Annotated in this window: 12 protein-coding genes; 7 read left to right on the plus strand and 5 right to left on the minus strand. The window is 30.2% G+C overall.

The features are described from left to right. Positions 1-4: 4 nt before the first annotated feature. Genes ACQY1Q_RS06195 through ACQY1Q_RS06215 form a run of 5 tightly spaced genes read right to left on the minus strand, consistent with a single transcriptional unit; the run spans position 5 to position 3,295 of the window. The gene (locus ACQY1Q_RS06195) at positions 5-1,348 is read right to left on the minus strand and encodes a hypothetical protein (RefSeq protein ID WP_431004422.1); all 1,344 of its coding nucleotides are present in this window, start codon (positions 1,346-1,348) and stop codon (positions 5-7) included. Then, complete coding sequence (locus tag ACQY1Q_RS06200) at positions 1,349-1,888, minus strand: RNA polymerase sigma factor (protein WP_431004435.1); 540 nt, start codon at positions 1,886-1,888, stop codon at positions 1,349-1,351. A gap of 21 nt (positions 1,889-1,909) precedes the next feature. Beyond that, positions 1,910-2,611, minus strand: coding sequence for a hypothetical protein (locus ACQY1Q_RS06205; protein WP_431004423.1), 702 nt, complete (start codon positions 2,609-2,611; stop codon positions 1,910-1,912). Continuing rightward, positions 2,599-2,967 carry a DUF6970 domain-containing protein gene (locus ACQY1Q_RS06210; protein WP_431004424.1) on the minus strand — a complete coding sequence of 123 codons (369 nt, stop codon included), beginning with the start codon at positions 2,965-2,967 and terminating at the stop codon, positions 2,599-2,601. The genes ACQY1Q_RS06205 and ACQY1Q_RS06210 overlap by 13 nt, the downstream gene beginning before the upstream one ends. Before the next feature lie 7 nt (positions 2,968-2,974). Next, entirely contained in the window at positions 2,975-3,295 is a 321-nt protein-coding gene (locus ACQY1Q_RS06215) for a DUF4377 domain-containing protein (RefSeq protein ID WP_431004425.1), read from the minus strand. Positions 3,296-3,389: 94 nt separating this feature from the next. Here ACQY1Q_RS06215 and ACQY1Q_RS06220 point away from each other — a divergent pair, with 94 nt between their 5' ends. From ACQY1Q_RS06220 to ACQY1Q_RS06250, 7 genes are all read left to right on the plus strand, one after another. Then, positions 3,390-4,364: an acyl transferase gene (locus ACQY1Q_RS06220; RefSeq protein WP_431004426.1), complete on the plus strand. Its 975-nt coding sequence runs from the start codon at positions 3,390-3,392 to the stop codon at positions 4,362-4,364. A gap of 56 nt (positions 4,365-4,420) precedes the next feature. After that, entirely contained in the window at positions 4,421-4,876 is a 456-nt protein-coding gene (locus ACQY1Q_RS06225) for a YHS domain-containing (seleno)protein (protein ID WP_431004427.1), read from the plus strand. Between the two features lie 2 nt (positions 4,877-4,878). After that, complete coding sequence (locus ACQY1Q_RS06230) at positions 4,879-5,316, plus strand: YHS domain-containing (seleno)protein (RefSeq protein ID WP_431004428.1); 438 nt, start codon at positions 4,879-4,881, stop codon at positions 5,314-5,316. A gap of 114 nt (positions 5,317-5,430) precedes the next feature. Further along, positions 5,431-7,080, plus strand: coding sequence for a glycerol-3-phosphate dehydrogenase/oxidase (locus tag ACQY1Q_RS06235; protein WP_431004429.1), 1,650 nt, complete (start codon positions 5,431-5,433; stop codon positions 7,078-7,080). A 9-nt stretch (positions 7,081-7,089) separates the two neighbouring features. Further along, positions 7,090-8,454: a sensor histidine kinase gene (locus ACQY1Q_RS06240; RefSeq protein WP_431004430.1), complete on the plus strand. Its 1,365-nt coding sequence runs from the start codon at positions 7,090-7,092 to the stop codon at positions 8,452-8,454. Between the two features lie 528 nt (positions 8,455-8,982). Continuing rightward, entirely contained in the window at positions 8,983-10,809 is a 1,827-nt protein-coding gene (locus ACQY1Q_RS06245; protein WP_431004431.1) for a tetratricopeptide repeat-containing sensor histidine kinase, read from the plus strand. Then, positions 10,802-11,479 (plus strand): hypothetical protein, encoded by a 678-nt coding sequence (locus ACQY1Q_RS06250; protein WP_431004432.1) that lies wholly within the window; start codon positions 10,802-10,804, stop codon positions 11,477-11,479. The genes ACQY1Q_RS06245 and ACQY1Q_RS06250 overlap by 8 nt, the downstream gene beginning before the upstream one ends. Positions 11,480-12,331: the final 852 nt, after the last annotated feature.

Genomic DNA, 12,331 nt, shown 5'->3' on the forward strand with positions numbered 1-12,331 from the left:
TTTTTTAAAATTGATAAATAATTCCGGAATAAACCCCAATAGTATAAGGTTTAAATCCATTTGAGTTTTTTGAAAAAGTATTTAATTGAATTTTAAACATTGGATTAACGGCAAACTTTAATTTTTTAGTTATTGAATACTGTAAATCAACACCAAGGTTACCACTAAAATTTACAGTGTTTAGGTTGTTCGCTTTCCCTAGAGTAGAGGTTTGGGTTTCTGAAGAAATTAAAACTTCATTTTGATTTAAAAATAGAGAGCTAAAACCGGTAACTAATTTAGAGCTAAACTTTTTACTTTCTAGTACTGTATATTTTATTTCAACCGGTACTTCAATATAACTATAGTTTTGTTGTAAAGAAGCTTCTTTAGTTTCAATATTAGCAAAGGATATTGAATTGACATTTGAAGGAGCGTTTGAAGTACTTACTAAAAAAGCAGGTTCCGTAGTATAGTCAACATTTTGTAAACCTGCACTTCTTACATTAGATAGCACAGATAAATGAGGATTTGTATATCCTATTTTTTGTACAAAAACTCCGGATTGTATGTCCCATTTTTTATCAATCTGATAGGCTACTTTAACACCATAAGAAAATGTGTTATTGCCATCAGTATTTGCTGAGGTTAAACTTTTATCTAAAGAAGACGTTTGGGTAAATGAGTTTGTATGCGTTAAGGCAAAAACAGGAGATAAAGACCATTTAGAACCCTGTTCTTTAGGTATGGCAATACTATCATTTTTGTTGATTTCGGCAATAAAATCTTTTTTAGGAAAAGCAGCTTTAGAAACCGAATCTTTTTGTTGTACTGAATCCGTTTTATAGCCTTGGTTTTTACTATCAGGAAAAATCTTTTTCATAGCTTTTTTAAATTCCGGTAAAAACCCTTCTTCTAATATTTTACCGGAATTGTTTTTTTCATAGGCAATTAATTGTTGTTTTTTAACTGTCGCCTGATCAGTCTTTTCTTTTTGATTTTTATGTACTTCTCTGTTTTCAATTCTTTTTATGGCCACAGTGGTTTCCATACTTTCTTGAGGTTGTTCAGAAAACACTTTAACTTTGGTTACTTTGTTCTTTTTTACAGAACTACTGTTAGGGGAAGTAACTACTGGTTCTGTATGTTTAACAGGAATTGGAATATCAGTTGTAAAAAAAGGATATGCAATAAATCCTAATACAAGTATAGAAGCAACACCGCTATACCACCACCACATAGGCAAAACTCTTCGTTTTTTCTTGGTTAGTTTTGCTTCAATAGCATTCCAAACTTCAGGATTCGGAGTTGCCTCAAAACCTTCAAGTTTTTCCTGAAATAATCTATCTATATTCTCTTTATTATTCATTTAAGCTTCTTTTTGTACTTTTTGATGAGCTTCTATTTTTTGTTTTAATAATAATCGCGCTCTTGATAAATTTGATTTAGAAGTTCCTTCAGAAATTTCAAGCATTCCAGCTATTTCTTTATGAGAAAACTTATCTAAAACATAGAGGTTAAAAACCAGTCTATATCTGTCGGGTAATTGCTGAATAGACTCAAGTAAAAAATCAACACTAATTTCAGAGTCGTCGTAATGTACCTCTTCCACATCTTCTATAACCTCTTCTTTTACCAGTTGTAATGGCGATTTTTGCCGGTATTTTTGTAGAGCGGTATTAATTGTTATTCGCTTCATCCACCCTTCAAAAGATCCTTTATGATTGTATTGTTTAATTTTTTTAAAAATGGTTAAAAAACTATCTTGCAATGTATCTTGAGCCTCTTCATAATTTCTTGAATACTTAAGACATAAAGCAAATAGTTTATTAGCGTACAGTTGATAAACTTTTGCCTGTGCCTTATTATTTTGTTGGCAACATTGTTGTATGATGGTTTTTAGATTAATAAGCCAAGTGTTTTAAAAATATTAATACTTTAATACGGCTATTCCGTTACTGCATGTAACACCTGTTGGCTTTTGAGGAGTATCACAGGTAGAAACAATACTCCATTTTTTGTTATAATCATCTTCTGCCTTTGTATACAGTTCTATTTTTTCTAAAAAAGAGGTAACATCTATTTTATTAGAATAGGCTATGTACCCTTGAGGACCTCCACAGGCTTTACTACCATACGCTACATACAACCAATCATTAGTATTATTACAAGATACACTAGAGGCTATATCAGAAATTTCATTATACAAATCCATAAGTTTTCTATGATCTGATTCTTGCTCAGTTAATTCAACCTTTACTACCAGTTTTTCTTTAGTTAAAGAAATAATTCGCCAATCAAAATTGTAAAAACCACCATTAATGGTAACATGAATTAATGAGTTGTCATTTTTATAAATTCCTTCTTCGTTGTAAAAACCTAATGGAGGAGTACCACACCATCCGGAAGTTTTTTGTGTAAAAAGATGATTATTTTTAAAAGAAACACCATACGCATTATTAGGTAATTCAGAAACACGATTAAAGGTTATGGTTTCATTTTCATATACAGCTTCAGACCAATTTCCTTTTAATAAATTTTCAGCATCAAGTTCTATCTCCTCATTTTTTTGACAAGAAGTAAGGGCAAGCACAGTAAGTAAAATCAGTTGTAAAAATTTTAGTTTTCCCATAGTAGTATTTTATTAGTTTTTGTACTGTTAAAATCAGAACAAGTATCTCTACCATCTATACCGCCAAACTCACAAATTTTTTCACCGGAGCAGTTATAAATAACCACTAAATTATCAGCACAATCTTTACAAGAATTAACCAGAAAAACAGTTTGTTCATGATAGGTATACTGAACAATTTCTTGTTTGCTGGGGAGCATTGTTTTTTCTAGCTTTAGTTTAAGTTCACGCAACCAACTTAACTCCTCTATTGGATTTGTAACTCCGCAGTAATTTTTTTCTGTATTATTTTTAATATGAGAACATGATACAAACAATATAACTATACCAATAAAAACATATATATTTTTCATCATAAAAAACTTAATTAGGTAAATTATAAGATTCTTTTTTTGTTTTTGTTAAAACTCTCACCAAAGAAAAACAAGAATCCGCACTATTTTCCTGAGAGCTATGATAAGAAACAAGAATTTCATATTCATATCCGTCTTCATACATAAACCCTTTTATATCTTTATAAAAATACGTCCATTTTTCATTGGTTCGTTCTTTAATTAATAACCCCTTGTTAATAATTCTTTTAGAAGCAACAAAAAGTAATTTTTGTCTTTGGGTAGTTTTAGAGTTCGATAATCTCATTGTTTTAAACAACGAATCTATTTTAGCATGAAGTAGGTTTTTCATTTGTTGTATAATTTGTATAATTCAAATGATTTTTATTAGTAGATGAAGAAAAATTAAAAAGGTTGCGTTGATTCCTCTTATTTTTGTAAAAATTATGCAAGACAAGGTTTTTAACATACAAACAGAAGAAGATTTTAAAGAAACGGCATTAACGGTTTTTAAACATCAATTTACTTATAACAGGGTATATCGTTCTTTTTGTGATTTACTATACATACATCCGTCTGATATTACTTCAGTTGAAGAAATTCCTTTTTTACCCATTCAGTTTTTTAAAACAAAACAACTTCTTTCATCAACACAAGAAGTTCAGGAAATTTTTACCAGTTCCGGAACTACAGGAAGTGTAACCAGTAAACATTTAGTTACAGATGTTTCTTGGTATGAAAAAAGTTATTTAAAAGGATTTGAACATTTTTACGGGCCAATAGAAGAGTATGTTATTTTAGCTTTGTTACCTAATTATTTAGAGCGAAAAGGATCCTCGTTAATATACATGGTTAATGATTTAATAAATAGATCAGAGCAACCGGAAAGCGGATTTTACTTACACAACCTTTCCGAGTTAGCAGAAACACTTATAGATTTAGATGGTAAAGGAAAAAAAGTGCTTCTCATTGGTGTTTCTTTTGCGTTGTTAGATTTAATAGAAAAGTATCAATTTAACCTTTCTAACACTGTAGTTATGGAAACCGGAGGAATGAAAGGTAAACGAAAAGAATTGATTAGAGCAGAGCTACATGAATTATTAAAAAAAGGATTTGGAGTTCCGGTGATTCATTCAGAGTATGGAATGACCGAACTCTTAAGCCAAGGATATTCCAAAGGAAACGGAATTTTTCAATGTCCTCCGTGGATGCGTGTACTAACCAGAGATACAGAAGACGCCTTAACACTTTTACCGAAAGAAAAATCAGGAGGTATGAATATAATTGATTTAGCTAATTATAATTCATGCGCTTTTATAGCTACACAAGATTTAGGAAAGGTTTATAACGATTTAAGCTTTGAAATCATTGGTCGTTTTGATAATTCAGATATAAGAGGTTGTAATTTAATGGTGTTATAATAAGTTTTTGTAAGGGTTGTGTAATAGAGTCGACTACTACCGAAACTTTTATTTTTATGAAAAACACAGTCACTCTTCTATTGTTAATAATCTCTGCCGTAGCCTTTGCTCAAAAAACAGATTATAATACTAAAAAAGGCTTTGTAGCGGAAGGTTATGATGTAGTATCTTATTTTGTAGATAAAAAACCTCAAGAAGGTAAAGGAAAATATCAAACAACGTATGACGGAGCAAAATTCAAATTTTCCTCAGAAAAAAATCTAAACCTGTTTAAAGAAAACCCAACTAAATACATTCCTCAATACGGAGGGTATTGTGCTTATGCAGTAGCAGCTAAAAAAACAAAAATGTATGTTGATGCTGAAGCGTATGAAATAAGAGACGGAAAACTGTACTTGTTTTATAATTCTTGGTTATCTAATAAACTAGAAGATTGGCAAAAAGGAGATACTAAAAAGCTACAGGCACAAGGAGATAAAAACTGGGAAGAATTAAAACAGGTAAAAAAATAACCATGAAAAAATTAATACTATTATTCGTTTTTATCACTTCTTTTGCACAAGCACAATCTGATTATAATTTAAAAAAAGGAGCAATTGCCAACGGATATGATGTTGTTGCTTATTTTAATAACAAAGCAGAAAAAGGAAGTAAAAAATATACAACTACGTATGAAGGAGCGTTGTTTAAATTTTCCTCAGAAAAAAATTTAGAAACATTTAAAAAAGCACCGCAAAAATACATTCCGCAATATGGAGGTTACTGTGCCTATGCTATAGGAAAAACAGGAGAAAAAGTAGATATTAACCCTAAAACGTTTGAAATTAGAAATGGTAAATTATACTTGTTTTATAATTCTTGGGGAACCAATACATTAACATTATGGTTGCAAGAAAATCCTGATGAACTTCAAAAACAAGCAGATAAAAATTGGAGGAAGCTTAATCAATAGAAATTTGATTTAGATAAATCCGGGGGATGATGAAAAGAGCTGAAATATTTCAGCTCTTTTTTAGTATAAACCACTCATTTTTATTTTATTTTTGTTCGAAAACACCTTTCTACTATGAACAGCTTTTCATTTTTCAACAGAAAAAATAGTAAACAAGAATTACAATCAACCGAATTTGATATGCTTATTATTGGCGGAGGAATTACAGGAGCCGGTATTGCATTGGATGCAGCCTCAAGAGGAATGAAAGTAGCATTGGTAGAAAAAAATGATTTTGCTTCCGGAACCAGTAGTAAATCCACTAAACTTATACACGGAGGATTACGATATTTAAAACAGTTTGATTTTTGGTTGGTAAAAGAAGTAGGAACTGAACGAGCAATCGTACACAAATTAGCTCCACATTTAGTAATTCCGGAAAAAATGATTTTACCGTTAATAGAAGGAGGAACGTATGGCTCATGGCTTACTTCTATCGGTTTAAAAGTATACGATATTTTAGCATCTGTAGAAGGAGATGATAAAAGAAAAATGCTGGATAAAGAAGAAGCACTAAAAAAAGAACCGTTATTACCTAACGATATTTTAAACGGAGCCGGATTTTATGCAGAATATAGAACAGACGATGCCCGTTTAACCATAGAAATTTTAAAAACAGCGAGTCAATACGATGCACAAATTATAAATTACGTACAAGCAAACGAGTTTATTTATGAAAATAAAAGAGTTGTAGGCGCTAAGGTTACAGATGTTCTTACAGAAGAGCATTTTGATATCAGAGCAAAGTACGTAGTAAATGCGGCTGGACCATGGGTAGATGAGTTACGACAAGTGAACAATTCTAAAATAGGAAAACGATTGCATTTAACAAAAGGAGTACATTTAGTAGTGCCTCACGAAAAATTACCAGTAAAACAATCAGTGTACTTTGACATACCGGATGGTCGTATGATGTTTGCTATTCCCAGAGGAAAAATTACCTATTTCGGAACTACAGACACGAATTATCAGCAAGATAAAGATCAGGTAGAAACCAGTGTGGTAGATGCATTGTATTTAATTGAAGCAGTTAATAATATGTTTCCGGATATTACATTGACACTGGAAGATATTGAATCATCATGGGCAGGTTTACGTCCGTTAATTCATGAAGAAGGAAAATCGGCTTCTGAATTATCAAGAAAAGATGAAATATTTGTATCAGACACCAAGCTGATTTCAATAGCAGGAGGAAAACTTACCGGCTACCGTAAAATGGCAGAACGTATTGTAGATTTAGTAGCCAAGAAAATGAAACGTAGGTTTGAAATAGATTTTGACCCTATTCAAACAGAAGAAATTGTACTATCCGGAGGGCCTTTTCAAAACTACAAATCTGTAAAACTATACAGTAAACAAGTGTATAAAAGAATACAAACCTTTGGATTTACGGAGAAAGATGCAAATTACTTAGTGTACAATTACGGAAAACAAACCAATACCATTTTAGACAAGTTTGACGAACTGACTACTGAAGAAAACACCGAAAAACGGTTATTAAAAGCTGAGGTGTGGTTTACCATACAACATGAAATGACTTGTACACCTACCGATTTTTTTATGAGACGTACCGGACGCCTGTTTTTTGATAAACCAAGTGTAGATACTTACAAAGATTTTGTAGCCAAAGAATTTGCTGCGTATTTTAATTGGGAGGAACATACATTAAAAAAACACCAAGAAGAGCTAGAGGATAAATGTAACCTAGCGGTGAATTTTAAGTAAAAACTATAGATGAAAAAGAAAATATTACTTGTTTTTTTTAGTGTGGTATTTTTTTTTCAACAATCATTATCTCAACAATTTGTTCATCCTGAAGAAAAGAGGGATAATATTTTAGAGAAAAATACAGATTCTTTTTTACGTTCTATAATTAATGATCAGAAAAGAGGAAATCATAAGAATGCAATAAGCATTTTGAAATATTTACTGTCCAATAAAGACATAAAGCTTAAGTTTCCTTTAAGTTATTCGAAATTAAAGGAAAGACTTGTTGTTAGTTTAATTGCTTTAAATAGAGATAAAGAGGTAATAGAGACTTTTAAAGAGGTTAAAAGATTAAAAAGTGAGTTAGGAGATTTAGAAGGACTTTGTTTTATTCATAAAGAAATGAGTAAGTATTTCTTAGCTAAAAAGAACCATTCAAAATCAAAGTTTCATGCTCTAGAAGCTTGTAATTTTGCAATGAAAACAAGAGATGACGAACTTCAAATAAAAGCAATAGAATTTTTACTGAAACATTTTATTAATAAAGACCTTAAGCTATATGTGATAAAATATTTTGAATTAAAAGAGAAATTAAATGAAAAAAATATTCAAACACAAAAAAAGGCTGATAGAGCGAACTATTTGAATTTTAAAAAAGAAAAAATAAATGAAGCTTTAAAAAAAGAAAAAGATTTAGTTAGTCTAGAACTTGAATTACAGAAAAAACAGAAAAAAATAGGTTGGTTACTGGCTGCTATTAGCTTATTGGTGGCATTGTTAGTTCTATTAATATATGTATTTAAACGTAAAAAAATAAGATATCAAGCGCAATTACAAAAACACAAAGCTCAGTATGAAGAAAGAGACCGTATAGCAAAAGAGCTGCATGACGGAATTTTAGGAAAACTATTCGGAGTTCGTGTGGGTCTAGGTTTTTTAAATCATACAAATAAAGAAATACAAGAAAAACAAACCTACTTTTTAAATGAACTTCAACATATAGAAAAAGAAATAAGAGAGGTTTCTCATGAGTTAACTTACTCAGCCAATGCTAACACAGAAACCTATAGAGAATCAATAGAAAAATTAATACAAGAAAAAAGTAGCCAAGGAAATTTTCAATATACACTAGAGATTTCTCCCAAAATAAAATGGGCGGAAATTAGTGATCAAATAAAAATTAACAGTTATCGTATTCTTCAAGAATTATTGCATAATATTGTAAAGCATGCCAAGGCAAAAAATATACAAGTTCAAGTAAAAACAACACAAACAGAATTAATACTTAAAATAGAAGATGACGGGGAAGGATTTGATTGTAAAAAGAAGCAAAAAGGAATAGGAATATACAATATACAATCTAGAGTAAATAAACTAAAAAGGAGCCTGTAAATTTGAGTCTATCATAAAAAAAGGCACCAAAGTATTGATAAAAATACCGTTGAATTTAGATAAATAATCCTCATATTTTATTATTTGTAGTAAAAATAAGGAAAAAAAAGTTAAAATCTTTTATGATGTTTGATAAAACCTTATTTTTAATAAAACTTTAGTAGAAATTAAAAACAAATAAGATGAAAAACAGTTACACTTTTAAACTACAGACTTTAAAATTAGGAGGAGGAGAAGAAACCATAGGTGGAGGAGATACCACTGGGGGTGGTAGTGGAGGAGATGATGGAAATACCTAGTTGAGTTAAAGACGATGTCTTTACAGAAAAGGAGAGCGGTATTAAAATTATGGAGACAAAAGTTTATATAATTTTTATACTGTTCTCTTTTAACTTATTAAAATTTTTATCACCTTAATATTAGCTAAAATCTCAAAAATGAAATACTTTTTACGTGAAGTATAGTGCTAAACAATTATTTTTAACCCCAGATATGGGTAATATGCGAATTTTTTTTTACTTTTTATTTTTGAGTGTTTTTTCATTTGCACAAATACAAAAAACCGATTTTCGAGTAAGAATACACCAAATTACTGAAAAGGGAAGGCAAGCTTATTTAGAAAAAAATAAAGACACCTTAAAAAAAATAGCGCAAGAACTTTTTCAAATTTATGCTGTAAACAAAGATTCCTCTGTTTTGGCAAATCATTACTTTCAAAAAGCGATGTATTACCATGTAAGTTACAAAAGTGATAGTGCTTTTTATTATTACAATGAGTCCAAAAATATTTACAGAGTTTTAAACGATTCCTTAGCTGTTGGTCGTCGTTTATTAACCATGGCAGTATTACAAAAGCAAGCGAAAGATTATTTGGGAGGAGAAATCAGTTTAATAGATGCCTTACGATATTTAGAACCGATAGAATCCTATACATTCCTCAAAAGTGTATATAATCATTTGGGAGATATTTCTGACGAATTAAATCAAAGAGTTGAAGCTATACAATACTACCAAAAAGCTATAGAGGTAAATCAAAAAGTGAATGAGGATAGTAAAAGAGAACGAGGGTATTTATTTATTCAGAATAATTTAGGGTTACTATATCAAAGAAATAATGAGCATAAAAAGGCTATAAATTATTTCAATAAAGGTTTAAACTATAAGAGCATTAATGTTAAAGAGAAGTATCCTCTTATATATGCCTTACTGTTAGAAAATTTGGCTGCAAGCAATTTCTTATTGGGTAATAAAGAAGAGGTTTTGAGTCAGTATCTTGAAGTTCTTAAAATCAGAGAAAAAAATAAAGAGTTTAAAGATATTTGTATGACTTATATAAATATTGCCGATTACTATAAAGATAGAAAAGAATTCAGAAAGTCTAGAGCTTTTTTAGATAAAGCCTTACAATATTCAAAGCAAACACATAATAATAAGTATTGGTTAACGGCATTAAAAGATCTTTCTGAGTTAAGCTCAGGAGAGGAGTCTAAAAAATATTTTCAAGAATACATTCAACTAAGTGATAGCTTACTTCAAAAAGAACGAAGTTTAAAAAATCAATTTGCTAAAATCCGTTATGAAACGGATAAAAAGGAACAAGAAAATCAGGTTTTAAAAACAGAAAACGATAAAAAACAAGAAGAAATTACTCGTCAAAAACAACAAAAAATAATAGGTTGGTTATTAGCGGTTGTTTCTTTTTTAGGTTTAGGTTTTACGGTAACATTATTTGTATTCAGACGCAGAAAATTACTTTACCAAGCACAACTACAAAAAGCACAGGCCAGAGAGCAGGAGCGAAAACAAATTGCTAAAGCCTTACATGATGAGGTAGCCGGAGATTTACGTTTATTACATCAAAAACTGGAAAAATCTCAGTTATTTGATGAAGCCTCAAAGCTAGATGCCGTTAAAGAAAATGTACGTAATTTATCACACCAATTAAGTAGTGTAAGTTTTAAAAAGGTAACATTTAAAGATCAAATTATTAATTTAGTTACTGATTATTTTGAGCCCGATTTTAAAATTATCGTTAAAGGACTTAATGAGCATGATTGGTCTATGGTAAACAGTGCAGTAAAAAGATTACTCTATATATGTATAAGAGAGAGTATTCAAAATAGTAAACGACATGCACAAGCTACAAAGGTGACAGTTACTTTTTCAATACACAAAAAAAATGTACTTTTGAATATTACTGACAATGGGGTTGGTTTTGACACCACTGTTCGTAAAAAAGGAATAGGTTTACATAACTTGCAAGAAAGAGTTGAAGAGCTTCAAGGCACTTTTTCAATTCAAAGTACTGTGGGTGCCGGAACCGAAACCCATATTCAAATACCTTTAAATGTCTGATAAAATAAAAATATTATTTGTAGATGACCATCAGCTAATTATCGAAGGAATTCTTTCCTACTTAAAAGATATTGATGGTTTAGATATTACAAGTACAAACTCTTGTGACGAAGCTTATAGCTTAGTAAAATCTCATATGAATACGGATCCGTATCATATATTATTTACGGATTTGAGTTTTGACAATGCCGATAGAAATATGACTATTGATTGTGGTGAAAACTTAATAAAAGTATTGAAAAAAGATAGTATTCCTATTAAAATAGGAGTGATTACCGGGCATTCTGAAACTAACAGAGTGTATAATGTTATTCACAATTTACAACCCCTAGCCTATATTTTAAAAGGACAATGTAATACTACTGAACTGAATTTTGCTATTCAAAAAATGATGAATGATCAGGTGTATTACACGCATGAAATTCATGAAAAGATAATGAAAAGGGCTTTAATTGAAATTCAAATGGATGAAATAGCCATTCAAATTTTAAAAGAATTACCAAAACACTCCAAAATATCTAATATGGAAGGAATCATTACTAAAAGTGATGGTACTTTAATTAAAATTAGAGCAATTGAAAGTAAATTGGCAAAATTAAGAACAGACTTAAACGCAAATAATAATACTGACTTAGTGCTCAAAGCCAAAGAGTTAGGGATACTTGATTAAAAATAACGCGGAAATACACGCAGTTTTGTGCGGAAATCCCCTTTTGTAATCGTTAGTTAGAAAATATCTTTGCCTCAGAATTACTTAAAAAGGGAGAAATTCTAACACGAAAGAAAAGGAAAGATTATGAAAAACCTTCCAAACTGAATTCAGTTTAGGAGGTTTTTCCTTTTAACTACTTTGTTGCTTATGAATACTTTATAAGTATGTAATTGCGGAAAAATACATATTAAAATGCGGAAATTCCCTTTTTAGAAAGAGAAGATTAATTGTATATTTGTAAAGTCACTCATCATACAGTTGAGCGGATAATTTAAGGGGAAAATAAAAACCTTCTAGTTTAGTACTTATCTAGAAGGTTTTTTTATGGGTATAAGTTAAGTGAAAACCAAGCTGCGGAAAAATACATTTTAAAGTGCGGAAATTCCCTTTCAAAAAAAGAGTATCTAAAATATATTTGCTGAGTCACTCAATACAATGAGCGGATAATTTAAGGGGAAAACAAACCTTCTAGAACTATATGTCTGGAAGGTTTTTTTATTTTAAATGCGTTCCCCGTCCTAAAAAACCGTTACAGTTTATTTAGGATTAAAAATCAAACAATTAACTTTTATTAATGTCACATCGAGTAATTTTTCTGACCATAAGAAAGAAAAACTGTATCGAGCTATTATTTAATGGCTCCCAATACCCTACCTAAAGATTGTTACTGGATATGACAATCAAATAGATAGTAATCTTTTACATCGGTAATAATGGAGTTAAGGGATGAAGTTTGAAAATTGAAGGTATTTATATCTTATTAGATATAATAAAAGTATTACGGAAAAATACAATTTAAAACACGGAAAA

It is taken from the genome of Tenacibaculum sp. TC6, from assembly GCF_050606265.1.
Classification (GTDB): domain Bacteria; phylum Bacteroidota; class Bacteroidia; order Flavobacteriales; family Flavobacteriaceae; genus Polaribacter.

What these genes read in the sequence shown, in the direction of transcription:
- ACQY1Q_RS06225 (WP_431004427.1), top strand. Translation starts at nt 4,421, where the DNA reads ATGAAAAACACAGTCACTCTTCTATTGTTAATAATCTCTGCCGTAGCC.
- ACQY1Q_RS06215 (WP_431004425.1), bottom strand. Translation starts at nt 3,295, where the DNA reads ATGAAAAACCTACTTCATGCTAAAATAGATTCGTTGTTTAAAACAATG.
- ACQY1Q_RS06210 (WP_431004424.1), bottom strand. Translation starts at nt 2,967, where the DNA reads ATGATGAAAAATATATATGTTTTTATTGGTATAGTTATATTGTTTGTA.
- ACQY1Q_RS06250 (WP_431004432.1), top strand. Translation starts at nt 10,802, where the DNA reads ATGTCTGATAAAATAAAAATATTATTTGTAGATGACCATCAGCTAATT.
- ACQY1Q_RS06230 (WP_431004428.1), top strand. Translation starts at nt 4,879, where the DNA reads ATGAAAAAATTAATACTATTATTCGTTTTTATCACTTCTTTTGCACAA.
- ACQY1Q_RS06240 (WP_431004430.1), top strand. Translation starts at nt 7,090, where the DNA reads ATGAAAAAGAAAATATTACTTGTTTTTTTTAGTGTGGTATTTTTTTTT.
- ACQY1Q_RS06205 (WP_431004423.1), bottom strand. Translation starts at nt 2,611, where the DNA reads ATGGGAAAACTAAAATTTTTACAACTGATTTTACTTACTGTGCTTGCC.
- ACQY1Q_RS06235 (WP_431004429.1), top strand. Translation starts at nt 5,431, where the DNA reads ATGAACAGCTTTTCATTTTTCAACAGAAAAAATAGTAAACAAGAATTA.
- ACQY1Q_RS06220 (WP_431004426.1), top strand. Translation starts at nt 3,390, where the DNA reads ATGCAAGACAAGGTTTTTAACATACAAACAGAAGAAGATTTTAAAGAA.
- ACQY1Q_RS06195 (WP_431004422.1), bottom strand. Translation starts at nt 1,348, where the DNA reads ATGAATAATAAAGAGAATATAGATAGATTATTTCAGGAAAAACTTGAA.